The following is an 18,012-nucleotide window of genomic DNA, read 5'->3' on the forward strand; positions in this document are numbered from 1 at the left end:
TTTTGTCCCGTTAATCCGCGTTAACATTACTGGAAAAATTATCGCATCACACGGCTTAACTTCGCATTTATACGCTCCATTTCATGCGAGTCCAGCTTATAGAACATCTTCGCGATCGCTGCACAAAGAAAATAGCAAATGCCTGGTGCCACGGTGAACAAAAGCGTGATTGTGGTAATGGTGGAGCTTGACTGCGCAGTCGCTCCAGCCTGATACCCACCCGCGGCGAGCATCCAACCGATAATTGCTCCCCCAACCGCTAATCCCATTTTTAGGACAAACAATGTACCTGCGAAACTGATTCCCGTTAAACGCTTACCGTTGCTTGCCTCACCATAGTCGACCGTATCAGCCATCATTACCCATTTAATCGGCGTCATCACCTGATGTAATACTCCAATGATAAACATCAGGCAGAACATAATCGTTACGGTATCCATAGGAACGAAGAACATTGCAAAACTCAACACGGTGAGTATCAAATTGCAGCTAATAAACACTTTAACTTTACAGAAATGGCTACTTAGTGGTTTCGCTATCGCGCTACCCAAAATATTACCCACACAGTAAGTCGTTAGAAAAATGGAAAAAAGTTTCGGTGACTCCATAATCCAGGTAACGTAATACATCATCACCCCGCCGCGAACAGAGGTTCCGATAATCGTAAAGACCGTTAAAAAACCAACGACACGCCACTGATCGTTTTGCCAGATGTCTTTCAGATCGGTGAGCATTCCTTTGAATCCGGAACTATTTTGTGGCGCTATTACACGTTCTTTTGTCGTAAAGAAACAGATATAAAACATGATCGTGGCCAGTACAGCCAGAATTGCAATGCTTGCCTGGAAACCAAAAGCCTTATCTTCACCGCCAATCCATTCCACCATCTTCATCATCAGCGCTGTTGAAAGCATGCCCCCGGCGGTCGCCAGAACGAAACGCCAGGATTGCATAGAAATGCGTTGTTGTGGATCGCTGGTAATAACGGCTCCCAGCGCACAATAGGGAATATTAACAATGGTATAGAGCAAAGTAAGCGCGATGTAAGTCACCGTTGCATATATCATTTTCCCGGTGAGAGAGAGTTCTGGAACAGTGTATGTAAAGTAACAACTAATGCCGAAGGGGATCGCGGCCCACAAAATCCATGGTCTGAATTTTCCCCAGCGAGTACGGGTGCGGTCAGCCAAAAGCCCCATACACGGATCGGATATCGCATCAAGAATTCGGGTAATCAGAAACATGCTACCTACAAATGCAGCGGGTAATCCCGCAATGTCGGTATAAAAAAACATGAGATAGAGCATGACATTGTCAAAAACAATATGGCTGGCTGCATCCCCCAAACCATATCCAATTTTTTCTTTCAAAGAGAGAATCTGGCTACTCATATCTGTCTCCATCGTAATAATCAATAATGGGACATAGTAGAAAGGATATTTTTTATTGCGATATTATGTTTTCTTGCTTTTTGATTATGTTAATTTTTATTTGTGAAGTTTATCGCACATACCTACATTCAGAATTTATATATATCTCACACCATTTCCTAATCATGCAAACATCACTGACAATGTTCATTCCATTTTTAAATAACAATTTAACGTGAACCAGTAACATAACTCACCTGTGATTATAAACCCCGAATTCAATGCTTACTGTTTATATAAAGAGTGCGTATCTCCGATATCCCATAAGAAAAATAAATATAATCAATAGCAAAATAATAAAACATTACCAACATATATTAAAACTGGCAGCCTGTCTCGCAAGCTGCCAGCAACATCATCAATTCAATTCCGGCCAATAATCCTTATTCGCCTCAACCAAATCATCAAGAATCGCCTTCGCCACCGATGCGCTCGGCACCGTTTTCGACAGCGTGATCGCCTGCCACAGTTTCTGGTATGAACGCTCTTCCCACGCATCTACCACCAGTTTTTCGACCATTACCTGCTGGCCCATCATCCCTTTCTGGAAGTGCGGGATTTCACCAACCGTCAGCGGCTCTGGCCCGTTGTGGCCCACCAGGCACGGAATCTCAACCATCGCATCGGCATCAAAGTTAGGAATGGCGCCATTGTTCGGCACAATCAACAGCATGCGCTCCTGGGTATTGAAGGCAATCGCCGCCGCCAGATCGACGATGTAAGACGCATGTTCATCGATTTCCAACTCCCCTGCGGATGAGTTCCCCGCTTCAATAATCGCCCGGCAGGCGCTGAAGACGTGTTTTTCGCGGTGATCCATCACCTCATTAGCGCGCGTGCGTTCCGGGTTGGAGTGCGCCACCACGTAGTCCGGGAACAGGTAATATTTCAGGTACGTGTTGGGTAGGGTTTGCGGATCGAGGGCCTGCACATCTTTCGCCTTGGCAAAGGTATCGTTCCAGCTGGCTTCCGTATGTGGGTCCTTAGAAGGCGGAACATAGCCGTGTTTTGCCACATATTCGCGTAACTTCGGCATCAGATCGTTACCTTGCAGATCTTCAATGGAAGTCCACCAGCCGAAGTGGTTCAGGCCGTAGTAGCGCACGCGCATCTGTTTGCGGTCTTGCAGGCCCACAATTTGCGCCATACGTCCTTCAATGCCGATCGGCATATCGCAGATGTTGAGGATTTTCGCATTCGGGCGCAGACGGCGGGTCGCTTCCGCCACAATCGCCGCCGGGTTGGAATAGTTCAGCATCCAGGCGTTTGGTGAGTATTTTTCCATATAATCCACCAGCTCCAGCACACCGCCAATGGAGCGCATGCCGTAGGCAATCCCGCCTGGCCCGCAGGTTTCCTGGCCCAGTACGCCGTGGCGCAGCGGAATTTTTTCATCTTTTTCACGCATCGGATATTTACCAACGCGGATGTGCGCCATCACAAAATCGACATCGGTAAAGGCCGCTTCTGGGTCGGTGGTGTAGCTGAATTCGATATCCGGCGCCTGCTCTTTGAGAACGATTTTACAGGCCTCGGCGATCACTTCCTGACGCGCTCCGTCGTTGTCATAAAATTTCAGTGAACGCAGAGGGAAACGATCCTGGTTTGCCAGCAACATCAGGACGATACCGGGAGTAAATGTGCTGCCGCCGCCTGCGATAACAACTGAGAATTTTTTCATGATACTGCCTCCGTCATGGTGGTTTGTTCGGTCGGGAAAGATTCTTTCATTAGGGTTTCAAGCTGGTCGCGAACCTGAGGAACATGCAGGCCGACAATCACCTGAATTCCGTTGCCACGGCGTACGACGCCGTGTGCGCCCAGCGCTTTAAAGACTTCGTCACTTTGCGTATGCGCCATGTCTTTCAGGGCAATGCGCAGTCGGGTGGCGCAGTTATTGATACTTTCGATATTTGCCGCGCCGCCCAACGCTTGCAGGAATCCGGCGGCCTGGCCCAGTTTGGTATCCGGTGCGCCTGCGGCGCTGGTTTTGCCGCGTGCGGCCTGGTAATCGGCTTTGCTGTAGAGTTTGATTTCACTTTCTTCGCGACCTGGCGTTTTCAGGTTGAAGCGCAGAATCAGGGTGCGGAAGATGACGAAGTAGAGCGCGGTAAAGCACACGCCAACGCCAATCTGGATAAACATCATCGACGCGTGGTTGTGGAACATCGGTATCCAGTTTTGCGGCAGGAACTGATCCAAAAGGCCACCGCCGAAGTTGCCCACCACCCCGCACATGTACATCACCGTCGCCATCGTCGCGGCCAGTACGGCGTGTACGGCGAACAGAAGCGGCGAGATAAACAGGAAGGTGAACTCCAGCGGTTCGGTGATACCCACCAGCATCGCCGTCAGCGTGGCGGGAATCAGCAAACCGGCGACTTTGACGCGGTTTTCCGGCGCGGCGGTGAAGTAGAGCGCCAGCGCAATGCCAACGGAGCCAAAGACCTTCGAGTTGCCGTGCAGGGCGAAACCACCTTCCGGGAACAGTGCTTTCAGCGGTTCGGTGCTCTGGCTGAATTCCTGTAAATGCTGCGCCCAGTAAACCTGAATACCGCTTTCAACCACCGCCGGGCCAAAGATGAACGGGCCATAGACGAAGTGGTGTAACCCGGTCGGAATCAAAATACGTTCCAGGAAGATATAAACCCATACACCCAGCGCCCCGGCAGAGCGTAAAAACGCCTGCAGTGATTCAATGCCTAATTGCACTTTGGGCCAGCCAAGCAGGGTTAACCAGGCGCAGGGGATCATCGCCAGGAAAGCGACAATCACTACAAACGATGTTCCCTGGAAAATACCGAGAAATACCGGCAGGGGTTTATCAAAATAACGGTTATGCAGCGCAGTAACGATACCGGAAATAACGATCGCGCCAATAATACTGGTGTCGAGCGTTTTTATTCCGGCGATCATCGTCAGGCCACTACCGGCAGTAGGATCGACGGAAAAATCGACGCCAAAAAAGTGGCCCCAGGTCATTCCCATCGCGTTAATAAAGTAGTTCCAGGTGAGGAAACTCACCAGCACCGCCAGACAGGCTCGGCCCTGCGCCTGTTTCGCCAGGCCAATCGGTAAGCCAACGGCGAAAATAAGCGGCATATTGCGAAATACGGTCCAGCCGCCTTCTTCAATAATATGAACAATCTGAGCAAATAAATTATCGGGAGCCGTAAGCGCTTCGCCGACAAACATCGGGTTACGCAACATAATGGCGATACCCACCACGATCCCGGCAAAAGGAAACAACAATACCGGGGTAAACATGGCGCCGCCAAAGCGTTGTATTTGACTGAGCATTTGGTAATCCTCATTTAACAACTTGTAGGGTGAGTGGCTTTATTTATCTTCTCTATCAGCCTGCTTCGAGAATAGGAATTTGCCGGGCAGACAACATGCCGCGCCGGTTCGATTCGTGATCCCATTCATGGTTTTAATTGCGCTGATGTTGTCTACTTTTTCATGGAAAAATAGACAACATGAATTAGCGTGCAGAGATTCATTGAGAGAATACGGTTTATCTTAATGATATATATGAATTAATAATTAGAAACAGAGGTTCGATTCTTACCACTTACCCTAAAACAGAGGTCTACTGGTGATCTACAAATCTATCGCTGACAAACTGCGTTTACGGCTCAACTCCTCCGATTACAGCGTGGGAAGCCCGCTTCCGGCCGAGAAGATTCTCGCTCAGGAATTTGGCGTTGCACGCATGACCATTCGCAAAGCGGTGGATATGCTGATTGCATGGGGGCTGGTCGTTCGCCGTCACGGCAGCGGGACCTACGTGGCGCGCAAAGATGTTCATCATGAGACCACCAACCTCACCGGGCTGGCGGAAGTGCTGCGCCAGCAAGGGAAAGAGGTGGTGAGCAAGGTCCTGGTGTTTGAAGTGATGCCTGCGCCGCCTGCCATTGCCAGCCAACTGCGCATCCAGATTAATGAGCGGATCTACTTTTCACGCCGCGTGCGGTATGTAGACGGGAAACCGTTAATGCTGGAAGACAGCTACATGCCGGTGAAACTGTTTCGTACGCTCTCACTGGGGCATCTGGAAGGGTCAAAGTTTGATTACATCGAGAAGGAGTGCGGAATAACCATCAGCGGTAACTATGAAAGCCTGACGCCCGTACTGGCGGACAGGCAGCTGGCGCAGTCGATGAATGTGCCGGAACAGACGCCGCTGCTGCGTATTACCTCTCTTTCCTACAGCGACAGCGGCGAGTTTCTCAATTATTCCGTGATGTTCCGTAATGCCAGTGAATATCAGGTGGACTACCATTTACGGCGCGTCCACACCGATAATAGCCCGTTAACCCATTCCCCAGAATAGCACCGCCAGTAGCTGCGGAGTGATGATGCGCAGGAACATCACCAGCGGATACACGGTAGCGTACGAGAGCGCAGCCGCGCCGCTGGTGGCGTGCAGATTGTTGGCGAAGGCCAGCGCGGGTGGATCGGTCATCGAGCCAGCCAGCATGCCGCACAGGGTCAGGTAGTTCATGCGCGCAAAGATACGCGCCAGAATACCCACGGTAATAAGCGGTATCGCGGTAATGAAGATGCCGTAGCCAATCCAGCTCAGGCCGTCGCCGTGCACCAGGGTATCGACAAAATCGCCGCCCGATTTCAGGCCAACCACCGATAAAAACAACACGATTCCCAGCTCACGCAGCGCCAGGTTAGCGCTCGGCGGCATAAACCAGTAGAGCTTCCCGATGCTGCCGATACGCCCGAGGATCAGCGCCATAATCAGCGGCCCGCCGGCCAGGCCCAGTTTTAACGCCACCGGGAAGCCAGGGATAAACAACGGCACAGAACCCAATAGTACGCCAAGGCCGATACCGATAAAGACCGGTAGCATCTGCACCTGTTGCAGTTTTTGCTGCGCGTTGCCCAGTTCAGCCGCCACCGCATCAATCGCCGCCGGGCGACCCACCAGATTGAGGATGTCACCAAATTGCAGCGTCGCATGGCTGCTGGCAACCAGTTCCACGCCCGCGCGGTTCAGGCGCGAGATAACCACGTCATAGCGCTGTTTGTAGTGCAAATCGCGGATTCGCTTGCCGAGCACCTTCTCGTTGGTGACCACGATGCGCTCGACTTTCATGTCAGTACCGCGCGTAGAGAGCGACGTTTCAACCTCTTTACCGATCACCAGTTGGGCATCGTGCAGGTCGGCACGTCGGCCCACCAGATGCAGCAAATCACCCTGCTCAATGAGCGTAGCGGGCGACGGCACCATCAAGATGTCACCGCGTTTCAGGCGCGAGCAGATAATTTTGTCGCTGTTCAGAATGGGGACATCCTGAATCGCCATACTGTGCAGGTTTGGGTTTTCGACGCAGATATTGATGGTTTGCAGATTTTCGTGACTGTTACCCGCCTGTTTATCAAAACGTCGGGCTTCTTTCTCGACATTAATGCGGAAGAACAGACGCAGCAGCCACATGGTGAGGAGAATACCGCAGATACCGAACGGATAAGCCATCGCGTAGCTCATACCCATTTGATCGACCACATCAAACGGCACGCCGAGGTCGCGCAGAATTTGCTGACCCGCACCCAGCGCTGGCGTGTTGGTCACCGCGCCGGAAAATATGCCCAGCACCACCGGCAGCGGAATAGCGAAGATTTTATGCAGCAGCGTGGTGACCACGCCACCCAGCAGCACAATCAATATGGCGAAGAGATTAAGCCGAAGCCCGGAGACGCGTAATGAGGCGAAGAATCCCGGCCCCACCTGAATCCCGATGGTGTAGACGAAGAGAATCAGGCCGAATTCCTGAATAAAGTGCAGCATCGGGCCGCTAAGCTCGACGCCAGCCATTTCGACAAAGTGTCCTACGATTATCCCGCCAAACAGCACGCCACCAATACCGAGGCCAATGCCGCGGATCTTGACGTTGCCTATCCAGAGGCCGACGACGGCAACCAGAGCAAGCACACTGACGGTCATTGCTATATCACTCATACTATTTTCCCTGTGAATAACATTACCTGTTCCAGGGATTTTCGCAGAAATGGGAAAGGTTGTATGGGGATTTGCGCACAATTACTTTGGATTTTTAGCAGGCGTAAAAAAGCCCCGTCTTGCAGACGAGGCTTTAGATTGCGGGCAACGTGCGCGTTGTTGTTGCCGGATGCGGCGTGAACGCCTTATCCGGCCTACAAAATCACGCCTGTTCCTTACATTGCTAGCTATTCAGCGCCGGGCGCTCGCTGATAGCAATACGCTGCGGGGGGATTTCTTCCGGCACGTTGCGGGTTAAATCGATATGCAACAAGCCGTTAGTGAAGGTTGCGCCCACCACTTCCATATTTTCAGCCAGCGTGAAGCTCAGGCTGAACGCCTGGGTGACCAGACCCTGATGCAACCATTTGGTCTCTTTTTCCTGCGGCTGCGGCGTGCCTTTCACGGTCAGGCGCGTGCCTTCCAGTTGAATATCCAGATCTTCCTGACGGAAACCGGCCAGCGCGAGGGTAATGCGATAGTGGTTATCGTCGCTTTTTTCGATGTTATAGGGCGGGAAGCTCTGGCTTTCTCCAGCGTTTTGCAACGCGTTAGCCATTTTGTCAAAACCGATCCATTGACGCAGCAGTGGGGATAAATCGTAGTTACGCATAATACATTCTCCTTCTAAGAAGCGAGTGAAGTCCTGCGGATCATGAAGATTCGCATAAGGCTCCCTGACGGCAAGCCTGGGTAATTTGAGCCGCCGTAGCGGCTCACGGAATTAGTTGATTTCGATGCGGCGCGGTTTATTCGCTTCAGGAATCACGCGCTCCAGCTCGATATAGAGCAAGCCATTCACCAGGTTCGCCCCACGCACGTGGATGTTTTCCGCTAACTGGAACTTGCGTTCAAAGTTGCGCTCGGCGATCCCCTGATAGAGATAGGTACGCTCTTTCTGCTCCGCCGCATGAGCACCTTTCACCACCAGCATGTTGTCCTGGGCGGTGATTTCCAGCTCGCTTTCAGCAAAACCGGCAACGGCAATCGCAATGCGGTAGTGGTTTTCGTCTACCAGCTCAACGTTGTACGGAGGGTAGCCGCCGTTACTCTGGGTTTGATTGTTTTCTAACAGATTGAACAGGCGGTCAAAACCAATAGCAGAACGGTATAGCGGGGATAAATCAAAGTTACGCATAATCAATAGCTCCTGAAATCAGCGAGAATTTTTACGGCCTTCCATCATGGACAGGCGGTGATACCCGAAGCACCCATCAGGCGTGCTCCTCATTGGGCTACACTCTTAAAATGTGTTCTGAGGAACGATTTTCAAGGGCGCAGGTCTTACTTTTTTTGCACTTTCGTGCTGAAGGCATAGACTGGGGTAGAGCACTATTGGTTAAAGTGCGACAACCGCCACAGAGCGGGAAGCCAGGACTATCCATTTTCGCTACGGGTGGCTATAACCCGTACAGATGAGCCCTCCCGGCTCCGATACGATGATTAAATCATGATAAAAAATAATCTGCTTAAGCTGGCTCTGTTCAGTGGGATGATGTTAGTAGGTGGCTGTTCAAGCGTGATGTCGCATACGGGTGGCAAAGAGGGAACGTATCCGGGTACGCGCGCAAGCGCGACCATGCTCGGTGATGATGACAGCAACTGGGGCACCAAATCGCTGGTGGCGCTCGATATGCCATTCACCGCGGTGATGGATACCCTGCTGCTGCCGTGGGACATGTTCCGCACCGATAACTCCGTGCGTTCACGCGTAGAGAAGAGCGAGCAGGAGACGCTGGCGACGAACTCAGTTATTCCGCCAGCGCCGATGCCTTCGCCGTAATTCAGAGGCCGGTTTCGGTAATCCATAGCTGACGGAAGCCCGCCGTCTCTTCCATCCAGGCAATATAATTGCCATCGGGTGAGAAAACGACGGCATCCGCAGACGGCGGGTTACCATGATCGGTTGTCAAAAAGCGCACGCTTCCGCTCATCGCGTCGGCTATCGCAATTCTATTTTCCAGCACAAAGCCCAGCGCATTCCCCGACGGATGCCAGTTAAACGCCGACTGAATATCACTCTCAAGATGGGTAAGCTGACGCGGCTCCCCGCCTTCTGGCAATATCAGCCACAACTGAACCACACCGCTTTCATCGCGCATCAGCATCGCGATTTCCGTGCCCTGCGGGTTGCTGCGCACCCAGTGACGCGGCACATTCACAAGCCCTGGGTACGCCCGTTGATGCGTGAAGGTTAAGCGGCGCTGCACTACGCCTGCGGGCGGTGCGGGTAGCGTGGTGTCCGTTCCGGCGAGCGGCGCATCACCCGCCTGTTTCCAGCCCTGCGCGGTTTTAGGCAGTTCGACAATAAACAGCTCCGGCACTTTCTCGCCCTTCACCGACAGCGTATCGCCGATAAACGCCAGCTTCTCATTCCCCACCCAGCCCTCTTCATAGGCGCGGTTGATCTCGTCGCTGCCCGGCTGCGGCGCGGGCGTGGTTTTACTCACTAATACGCACCAGTGGCTGCCGCTGTATTCACGCGGATGCTGAGCGGTGACCTCCACCGGGCCACACGGGACGGCGACGCCGACGTTGCGCAGGTCATGCGCCGGGTTGTATTCGTGCATCACGTGGTCGTTATAGGTAAAGCTGACATTCTCACCGTTGGGACTAAACACGTGTACGTGGCTCCCGCCGCGCAGCGCGCCAGGCTTGTAGGGTGCGGTGATATCCATGGCATCAAGGTTGCGGGTTTCACCGTACTCAGTCACCACACCACGGCGATGATGGAAGTCGTAGTGCCAGTCCGCATCCGGATTCTCCGGGCCGTGGATAAACACATATTTCTCACGCTGAGGATGAACGGTCACCACCCCGACGTGCGCCCCCTGCGTGGCGCGGTAAATAACGTCAAGCTCACCGGTATGAACATTAACCCGCTCAATGGTCTCACCGGTAAACGACGCCCCGGAAGGGCGGACATCAAACACCAGCCACTGGCTGTCCGGCGTCCAGGTATTGATATTAGTGAGCTGATGATGGCGAGGGGCGAAGGTGACCTGTTTCATGGCGCAGTCCTGATGCGAGGCAATTTTCGTCATCATACTTCACACAGAGTTCACTTTCAGGCTTTAGCGTATCGCCATCTCAACTTTGGCGAGCGAAAGATGAAACATTTTGACGTAGCGATTATCGGCCTCGGCCCGGCAGGCTCGGCGCTGGCGCGGCAGTTAGCAGGGAAAATGCGTGTCATTGCGCTGGATAAAAAGCGCCAGTGCGGCACCGAAGGCTTCAGCAAACCCTGCGGCGGCCTGCTGGCGCCGGATGCGCAGCGGGCGTTTATTCGCGATGGGATCACCCTTCCCGTCGACGTTATCGCCAACCCGCAAATATTCAGCGTTAAAACCATCGATGTGGCCGCCGGGCTGACCCGCAACTATCAGCGTAGCTATATCAATATTAATCGCCATGCGTTTGATTTATGGATGAAATCATTAATTCCCGACGTGGTGACCGTTCATCACGACACCCTGTGCCGAAAGGTGTGGCGCGAAGGAGATTTATGGCACGTTCGGTTTCAGGTTGACGGCGAAGAACAACACATCACCGCCCGCTGGCTGGTAGGTGCCGACGGGGCAAATTCACTGGTGCGACGTCATCTTTACCCCGAACATCAAATTCGTAAATACGTCGCCATCCAACAATGGTTCGCCGAAGCGCACGCCGTGCCGTTTTACTCCTGCATTTTTGATAACGCGGTGACGGACTGCTATTCATGGAGCATCAGTAAAGACGGCTATTTTATCTTTGGCGGCGCGTATCCAATGAAAGACGGACAGATACGCTTTGAGGCGCTGAAAACAAAGATGGCAGATTTTGCGTTTCATTTTGGCGAGCCGGTAAAAAGCGAGAAGTGCACCGTACTGTTTCCGTCGCGCTGGCAGGATTTTGTTTGCGGTAAAGAGAACGCGTTTTTGATTGGCGAAGCGGCGGGGTTTATTAGCGCCAGTTCGCTGGAGGGGATCAGTTATGCGCTGGATAGTGCGGAGATTTTACATAAGGTATTGTTAACAACGTCGAATAGCGCTAATCAGATATACTGGCGAGCCACACGAAAACTGCGCCTCAAACTTTATAGCAAGATACTTAAAAGCCGGTGCTTAACGGCCCCCGTCCTGAGACAGTGGATCATGAAAAGTGGTGTTTCCCATATTGCTCAAAACCACCCAATATTGCCGCCGGGCACAAATCTGAAAGAATCGCATCCTCGTTAAAGGGAACAACATTCGCGGTATTATCCCTGCAACTTAACCCACTGTTTATCAAAGGATGAGTAATACAGATGCGTACCAACGGAGTTGTAAAATTTATTTCAGCAGGCGCGGTGGCTTTATCACTATCAGGTTGTATTTCTTACGCTATGGTATCCAACACCAGCAACGGTCATTCTGTTCAGAAAGAGTGGCGTTCGGATACCATCAACGGTTTATCGCTAGCGGCAGACAGCAATGGTACGAAAGGTTACGTTTTTATAGGTGAATCGCTCGATTATCTGCTGACCAAAGGTGGAGATGACGTTGTTAAGTTGCTAAATGATCCTGGGGTCAACAGGCAAAACCTTGCGGTTGAAGGCGATACACAATTTATCATTCAGTCTGGTCATAAAGAATTTTTTGGTCGCCTGGCCCTCAGTTATACCTTGCAAAATACGAATGAAAAAGAGCGGATGGCTCATTACGGTTTCAACTGTATCGAGCAACGATGCACCTTAACTGTGGATGGTCTGGAAGGCACCATCCATAAGAAGAATAATAAAGTGGATTATTCGAAAATGATGGCTTTCTACCATCCATTTAAGGTGGGATTTTATGAGTACAAATCCTCAGGCGGAATTCCTCAAGGCGTTTCGACGGCGCTACTGCCCATCACTATCACGCTGGATATCGTGACCTCTCCACTTCAATTTGCTGCTCTTTACATCTCAAGCAAATAGCGATTAAAGCGGGCAAATGCGCTAGCATCATTTGCCCGCCAAAATTAATTCAGCGCAAACTTTTCAATGGCGTACGCCACGCCATCTTCAAGGTTGGATTTAGTGACGAAGTTCGCCGCCTCTTTCACCGACGGAATGGCGTTATCCATCGCCACGCCGACGCCTGCGAATTCAATCATTGCGATGTCGTTTTCCTGATCGCCAATCGCCATGATCTCTTCCGCTTTAATGCCCAGCGCATCGGCCAGTGATTTCACGCCAGTGCCTTTATTGACGCGTTTATCGAGGATTTCGAGGAAGTACGGCGCACTTTTCAGCACGGTGTACTTCTCTTTCACTTCCGCAGGAATTTTCGCAATCGCTTTATCCAGGATGGCAGGCTCATCAATCATCATCACTTTCAGGAACTGCGTCGCCGGGTCCATTTTATCGGCTTCGCAGAAGACCAGCGGGATTGTGGCAACGTAGGATTCATGCACCGTGTAATAGCTGATGTCGCGGTTGGCGGTATAAAGCGTATTGCGATCGAGGGCGTGGAAGTGCGAGCCCACTTCGCGCGCGAGCTGTTCCAGATAGCGATAGTCGTCATAGCCCAGTGCGGTTTGCGCCACCGTGCTGCCATCACCCGCTTTCTGCACCAGCGCACCGTTGTAGGTGATGCAGTAATCGCCCGGCTGTTCCATGTGCAGCTCTTTCAGATAGCTATGCACGCCTGCGTAGGGGCGGCCCGTGGTCAGCACCACGTTAACGCCACGCGCACGCGCGTCGGCGATCGCCTTTTTGACAGCAGGAGAGATAGTATGGTCCGGCAACAGCAAGGTTCCGTCCATGTCGATTGCAATAAGTTTGATAGCCATGAATACCCCAGGTTAGATGAGTCCTTCCTCATGCTAACGCGATTCCGCTCAAAAAACAGCAGCCGTGACGGGTTAAAACGGGGATGCAACGCGCCTGGCGTGCTCCCCTTTTGTTGCGTGGTTAGCCGAAAAGTTTGCCGCTTTTCAGCAGATCCATCCCTGCGCTGAGTAAATCGTTATGCGCCTGCGGGTCAACTTCGCCCTGCGGCGAGAGCGCATCAATGACTTTCGGCAGATATTCCGCCAGCAAACTCGACGCAGAACCGGTATCGATGCCCAGTTTTTGGCCGAGATCGGAGACTGCCGGCGTGCCCAATGCCGATTCAAGCTGACTGCCACTCACCGGCTGATTGCTATGTTGATTGCTGATCCACGTAGACAGAATGTCGCCCAACCCACCGTTTTGCAGTTTTTGCAGCAATGCCTGAATGCCGCCCTGCTCGTTTACCCAGTTCAGGATAGCCTGATACTTCCCGGCATCGCCATTGAGAAACGAGCCGACAACTTCATCAAAAAGTCCCATTTTCCACTCCTTTTAGTGGTGAATACATGATGAGAGAAGTATAGGTCAGTGCGGGTAGTGTGTCGGGTTAACATTAATAAAATGAATATTACCGATTAAAACATGATGCTTAACAAAACATAAAATATCGCATTCATCACAACACCACATTAATAAAAATTATTATTTGCAAATATACATATAATTTTTTTATAGAGCATAGAACTATACTAACAATAATATTTATTTCATTGCTTTAAATATCATCTTTATTGCACAATATCTCATTGTACATTTGGTTAATGGGTGGTTTTATGGAAAAGAACGCAACATCGGTAGGATCGGGCCCATACATAAATGACTCTTACGCAATACGTCATTTACACTTTCCGATAAATATAAAACATTCTATTCGCTATAATCAGGAGTGGCACTCTGATATTATAGTGATTATTTTATTAGTCACCACATCTATTTTATCCACCGTCTTATCTTATTATTTTTTCGATATTAAAGAGGGATGGAGGGCAATTACTGGAGGAATATTTGCCATCATCTCACTTGCTCTCTTTATATTTTTACTGCTGGCAATACATAAGACAGGTAAACCACATACATTTTTTAAACGTGGTGTCTTGAATCCCGGTATTATCTGTCACATTGGCGATGGTTATGTAGGTATTCTCGTACTCGCAGAGTTAACAATAAACGCAACCTCATGGGGCCTGGTGAGCTTACAGGCCAAGAGACTTCCGGGCCATAATCTTACACTCGGTGAACGTATTCCCGTAACGTGCTGCTTCATCGAAAATGACAGCGGTCACGCGTTTGCAATAGCTTATGCTTTACCTATTGCATGGGGTACAAATGATGCGTCTGTCATTCAATACGGTATTGATAGTATCCCTCAACAAGAATGGGATATTCTGGAGCAACTAAAAAAACGCTATAAAGATCTCGACAGAGATCATTTTCCGCTTGCAAGTACATTGCCCGAACGACTTCAATACCTTACTTCGGACGAAATAAAGAAATTAGGTCTGGATAAAATATTCGAAAGCTAAACTGAGGTTTATTACGTGAAAGGGTATAAATTATTTTTTATCGTATTCCTAATTCCTTTACTTGAAGGATGCGCCACCATGATGCTTGAGAGCCATGTGGATGACGTCCACAGAGAGGGTCAGGTTGTCACAACCGATAAAATCATCGGCTTTACTAAAGATGAAAAGAGCGGCAAATGGATGCTGGCCGGGGAAAAAATGAATTATCGTTTCTCTATGCGAAGTAGCCTGATCAAACTCATGGATACGCCTGACTTTGATAAGCGTTTCATAAACTCAATATATTCTCCAGTTGTTATTTATTATAAGAATAATTACGGAATTACTTTACGTTATGACACAAACTCACTTAACGATGAACAATTAATAAAACTAGGAACGGTGGATCCTGATTTCAAGGAAAGGAACAACAAAGACGCTTTCGACTTTTCTACTCTCAACACGGGAAGTGATGACAAGGCTGTATTTATCGATAAAAAGGCGAATGACCATATTGAGCGTATTAATAAGCCCTTTAATCTGGAGATCAGAGAGGAGGGTACTGCTTACAGCAAAGCGTTCTACCCGCTTTCCGTCGCTGCCGATATCGTCACTGCCCCGCTACAGCTGCTAGCGCTACCGTTTGTGATACCGAATTTGCATCAGTAGACGAAAAAAACGCCTGAATAAATTCAGGCGTTTTATGTCTGCATGGTTTTGCCGGATGGCGGCGTAAACGCCTTATCCGGCCTACAAAAGATTATCTGTAGGCCAGCGCCACCGGGCATTTGCCATCGGTTTAGATATCGATATTCGCCGCTTTCAGGGCGTTCTCTTCGATAAACGCGCGACGCGGTTCAACAGCATCACCCATCAGGGTGGTGAACAACTGGTCGGCAGCAATCGCATCTTTTACGGTAACGCGCAGCATGCGGCGGCTTTCCGGGTCCATGGTAGTTTCCCACAGCTGTTCCGGGTTCATCTCGCCCAGACCTTTATAACGCTGGATAGCCAGACCACGACGGGACTCTTTCACCAGCCACTCCAGCGCCTGCTCGAAGCTGGTAACCGGCTGACGGCGTTCGCCACGTTCGATGAAGGCATCTTCTTCCACCAGACCGCGCAGTTTCTCGCCCAGCGTGCAGATACGGCGATACTCCGGCCCAACCACGAATTCGTGATCCAGCGGGTAGTCGGTATCTACGCCGTGCGTACGCACGCGAATGATCGGCTCGAAGTGGTTCTGCTCGCTGTTATGGCGAACATCAAACTTCCACAGGCTGCCGTGCTGTTCGTTTTCGTTCAGCTCGGTAACCAGTGCATTCACCCAACGGGTGACGGTCTGTTCATTCGACAGGTCTTCTTCAGTCAGCGTCGGCTGATAAACCAGCTCTTTCAGCATCGCTTTCGGGAAACGACGCTCCATACGACCAATCATTTTCTGCGTGGCGTTGTATTCAGAGACCAGTTTTTCCAGCGCTTCGCCAGCCAGCGCCGGTGCGTGTGCGTTGGTGTGCAGCGTCGCGCCGTCCAGCGCGATGGAGATTTGATACTGATCCATCGCTTCATCATCTTTGATGTACTGTTCCTGCTTGCCTTTCTTCACTTTGTACAGCGGCGGCTGCGCGATGTAGACGTGGCCACGTTCAACGATTTCCGGCATCTGACGGTAGAAGAAGGTCAGCAGCAGGGTACGGATGTGCGAGCCATCGACGTCCGCATCGGTCATGATGATGATGCTGTGATAGCGCAGTTTATCCGGGTTGTATTCGTCACGGCCAATGCCGCAGCCCAGCGCAGTGATCAGCGTGGCGACTTCCTGAGAAGAGAGCATCTTGTCGAAGCGCGCCTTCTCAACGTTGAGGATTTTACCTTTCAGCGGCAGGATCGCCTGGTTCTTACGGTTACGCCCCTGTTTTGCAGAGCCGCCCGCAGAGTCCCCTTCCACAAGGTACAGTTCGGAGTGAGCCGGGTCGCGTTCCTGGCAGTCGGCCAGTTTGCCCGGCAGGCCTGCTAAGTCGAGCGCGCCTTTACGACGGGTCATTTCACGGGCACGGCGTGCCGCTTCACGCGCACGCGCGGCGTCGATAATTTTGCCGACGACGATTTTCGCATCAGACGGATTTTCCAGCAGGTATTCGCTCAGCAGTTCGTTCATCTGCTGTTCTACCGCTGATTTCACCTCAGAAGAAACCAGTTTGTCTTTGGTCTGAGAGGAGAATTTCGGGTCTGGTACTTTTACGGAGACTACCGCAATCAGGCCTTCACGCGCATCGTCGCCGGTGGCGCTGACTTTGGCTTTTTTGCTGTAGCCTTCTTTGTCCATGTAGGCGTTCAGGGTACGGGTCATCGCCGCACGGAAGCCTGCCAGGTGCGTACCGCCGTCGCGCTGCGGAATGTTGTTGGTAAAGCAGTAAATGTTTTCCTGGAAGCCATCGTTCCATTGCAGCGCAACTTCCACGCCGATACCGTCTTTTTCGGTGGAGAAATAGAAGATATTCGGGTGAATTGGCGTTTTGTTTTTGTTGAGATATTCAACAAACGCCTTGATGCCGCCTTCATAGTGGAAGTGGTCTTCTTTGCCGTCACGCTTATCTTTCAGGCGAATAGACACGCCGGAGTTGAGGAATGACAGTTCGCGCAGGCGTTTCGCCAGGATGTCATACTCAAATTCGGTGACGTTAGTAAAGGTTTCAAGGCTCGGCCAGAAGCGAACCATGGTACCGGTTTTTTCGGTATCGCCGGTCACGGCCAGCGGAGCCTGCGGCACGCCGTGCGCGTAAATCTGACGGTGAACTTTGTTATCGCGCTGGATAACCAGTTCCAGTTTCTGCGACAGGGCGTTAACCACGGAAACGCCTACGCCGTGCAGGCCGCCGGAGACTTTATAGGAGTTATCATCGAATTTACCGCCTGCGTGCAGTACGGTCATGATAACTTCGGCGGCGGACACGCCCTCTTCCGGGTGAATGCCGGTTGGGATACCACGGCCATCATCCTGTACGGATACGGAGTTATCGCTATGGATGGTGACAACGATGTCTTTACAGTACCCTGCGAGCGCTTCGTCGATAGCGTTATCCACAACCTCGAATACCATGTGGTGCAGACCGGTGCCGTCATCCGTGTCGCCGATATACATACCCGGGCGCTTACGCACCGCATCCAGCCCTTTCAGGACTTTGATACTGGAGGAGTCATAAGAATTCGACATCAACGTTTCTCGCT

General features: G+C 51.2%; 16 protein-coding genes and 1 other annotated feature. Of the genes, 6 read left to right on the forward strand and 10 right to left on the reverse strand.

Going from position 1 to position 18,012, the window contains the following annotated elements:
- Window positions 1–38: 38 nt before the first annotated feature.
- From G163CM_RS17670 to G163CM_RS17680, 3 genes are all read right to left on the reverse strand, one after another.
- Complete coding sequence (locus G163CM_RS17670; RefSeq protein ID WP_231825798.1) at window positions 39–1,391, reverse strand: glycoside-pentoside-hexuronide (GPH):cation symporter; 1,353 nt, start codon at window positions 1,389–1,391, stop codon at window positions 39–41.
- A gap of 397 nt (window positions 1,392–1,788) precedes the next feature.
- Window positions 1,789–3,111: a 6-phospho-alpha-glucosidase gene (locus tag G163CM_RS17675; RefSeq protein ID WP_231825799.1), complete on the reverse strand. Its 1,323-nt coding sequence runs from the start codon at window positions 3,109–3,111 to the stop codon at window positions 1,789–1,791.
- A complete protein-coding gene (locus G163CM_RS17680) occupies window positions 3,108–4,730 on the reverse strand; it encodes an alpha-glucoside-specific PTS transporter subunit IIBC (RefSeq protein WP_231825800.1) in 1,623 nt (540 codons plus the stop codon). Before G163CM_RS17680 ends, G163CM_RS17675 begins: the two co-directional genes overlap by 4 nt.
- 298 nt (window positions 4,731–5,028) lie before the next feature.
- Between G163CM_RS17680 and G163CM_RS17685 the strand changes: the two genes are divergently transcribed.
- Entirely contained in the window at window positions 5,029–5,766 is a 738-nt protein-coding gene (locus G163CM_RS17685) for a GntR family transcriptional regulator (RefSeq protein ID WP_015343940.1), read from the forward strand.
- Here G163CM_RS17685 and G163CM_RS17690 read toward each other — a convergent pair.
- The 3 genes from G163CM_RS17690 to ibpA form a co-directional block, all read right to left on the reverse strand.
- Window positions 5,746–7,407: a putative transporter gene (locus tag G163CM_RS17690; RefSeq protein WP_041686135.1), complete on the reverse strand. Its 1,662-nt coding sequence runs from the start codon at window positions 7,405–7,407 to the stop codon at window positions 5,746–5,748. The genes G163CM_RS17685 and G163CM_RS17690 overlap by 21 nt on opposite strands.
- A 223-nt stretch (window positions 7,408–7,630) precedes the next feature.
- The gene (gene ibpB / locus G163CM_RS17695; RefSeq protein ID WP_231825801.1) at window positions 7,631–8,059 is read right to left on the reverse strand and encodes a small heat shock chaperone IbpB; all 429 of its coding nucleotides are present in this window, start codon (window positions 8,057–8,059) and stop codon (window positions 7,631–7,633) included.
- Between the two features lie 111 nt (window positions 8,060–8,170).
- Window positions 8,171–8,584 (reverse strand): small heat shock chaperone IbpA, encoded by a 414-nt coding sequence (gene ibpA / locus G163CM_RS17700; RefSeq protein ID WP_015343937.1) that lies wholly within the window; start codon window positions 8,582–8,584, stop codon window positions 8,171–8,173.
- Window positions 8,578–8,652 (reverse strand) — a sequence feature (ROSE (Repression Of Heat Shock gene Expression) occurs in the 5'-region of heat shock genes and acts as an RNA thermometer to modulate expression.). (Overlaps the previous gene by 7 nt.)
- Window positions 8,653–8,896: 244 nt before the next feature.
- Here ibpA and G163CM_RS17705 point away from each other — a divergent pair.
- Window positions 8,897–9,229, forward strand: a complete 333-nt coding sequence (locus tag G163CM_RS17705; protein WP_149463773.1) for a YceK/YidQ family lipoprotein — start codon at window positions 8,897–8,899, stop codon at window positions 9,227–9,229.
- 1 nt (window position 9,230) lies between these two features.
- Here G163CM_RS17705 and G163CM_RS17710 read toward each other — a convergent pair whose 3' ends face one another.
- Window positions 9,231–10,457: a YidR family protein gene (locus G163CM_RS17710; RefSeq protein WP_231825803.1), complete on the reverse strand. Its 1,227-nt coding sequence runs from the start codon at window positions 10,455–10,457 to the stop codon at window positions 9,231–9,233.
- A 99-nt stretch (window positions 10,458–10,556) separates the two neighbouring features.
- On the opposite strand from G163CM_RS17710, the gene cbrA reads away from it, so the two are divergent.
- Window positions 10,557–11,663 (forward strand): colicin M resistance lipid reductase CbrA, encoded by a 1,107-nt coding sequence (gene cbrA, locus G163CM_RS17715; RefSeq protein ID WP_231825804.1) that lies wholly within the window; start codon window positions 10,557–10,559, stop codon window positions 11,661–11,663.
- Window positions 11,664–11,725: 62 nt separating this feature from the next.
- The gene (locus G163CM_RS17720; RefSeq protein ID WP_420851449.1) at window positions 11,726–12,382 is read left to right on the forward strand and encodes a YidX family protein; all 657 of its coding nucleotides are present in this window, start codon (window positions 11,726–11,728) and stop codon (window positions 12,380–12,382) included.
- A 44-nt stretch (window positions 12,383–12,426) separates the two neighbouring features.
- Here G163CM_RS17720 and yidA read toward each other — a convergent pair whose 3' ends face one another.
- Together yidA and G163CM_RS17730 are read right to left on the reverse strand one after the other, a co-directional pair.
- The gene (yidA, locus tag G163CM_RS17725; protein WP_015343933.1) at window positions 12,427–13,239 is read right to left on the reverse strand and encodes a sugar-phosphatase; all 813 of its coding nucleotides are present in this window, start codon (window positions 13,237–13,239) and stop codon (window positions 12,427–12,429) included.
- 121 nt (window positions 13,240–13,360) lie between these two features.
- Window positions 13,361–13,762 (reverse strand): YidB family protein, encoded by a 402-nt coding sequence (locus tag G163CM_RS17730; RefSeq protein WP_231825806.1) that lies wholly within the window; start codon window positions 13,760–13,762, stop codon window positions 13,361–13,363.
- Between the two features lie 293 nt (window positions 13,763–14,055).
- Between G163CM_RS17730 and G163CM_RS17735 the strand changes: the two genes are divergently transcribed.
- Both G163CM_RS17735 and G163CM_RS17740 read left to right on the forward strand, forming a co-directional pair.
- The gene (locus tag G163CM_RS17735; RefSeq protein ID WP_231825807.1) at window positions 14,056–14,805 is read left to right on the forward strand and encodes a DUF3239 domain-containing protein; all 750 of its coding nucleotides are present in this window, start codon (window positions 14,056–14,058) and stop codon (window positions 14,803–14,805) included.
- A 78-nt stretch (window positions 14,806–14,883) separates the two neighbouring features.
- Window positions 14,884–15,453, forward strand: a complete 570-nt coding sequence (locus tag G163CM_RS17740) for a YidX family protein (RefSeq protein ID WP_231825808.1) — start codon at window positions 14,884–14,886, stop codon at window positions 15,451–15,453.
- Between the two features lie 130 nt (window positions 15,454–15,583).
- Here the strand turns inward: G163CM_RS17740 and gyrB are convergent, their stop codons facing one another.
- Window positions 15,584–17,998 carry a DNA topoisomerase (ATP-hydrolyzing) subunit B gene (gene gyrB, locus G163CM_RS17745; protein ID WP_231825809.1) on the reverse strand — a complete coding sequence of 805 codons (2,415 nt, stop codon included), beginning with the start codon at window positions 17,996–17,998 and terminating at the stop codon, window positions 15,584–15,586.
- Window positions 17,999–18,012: the final 14 nt, after the last annotated feature.

It is taken from the genome of Pseudocitrobacter corydidari, assembly GCF_021172065.1.
Classification (GTDB): domain Bacteria; phylum Pseudomonadota; class Gammaproteobacteria; order Enterobacterales; family Enterobacteriaceae; genus Pseudocitrobacter; species Pseudocitrobacter corydidari.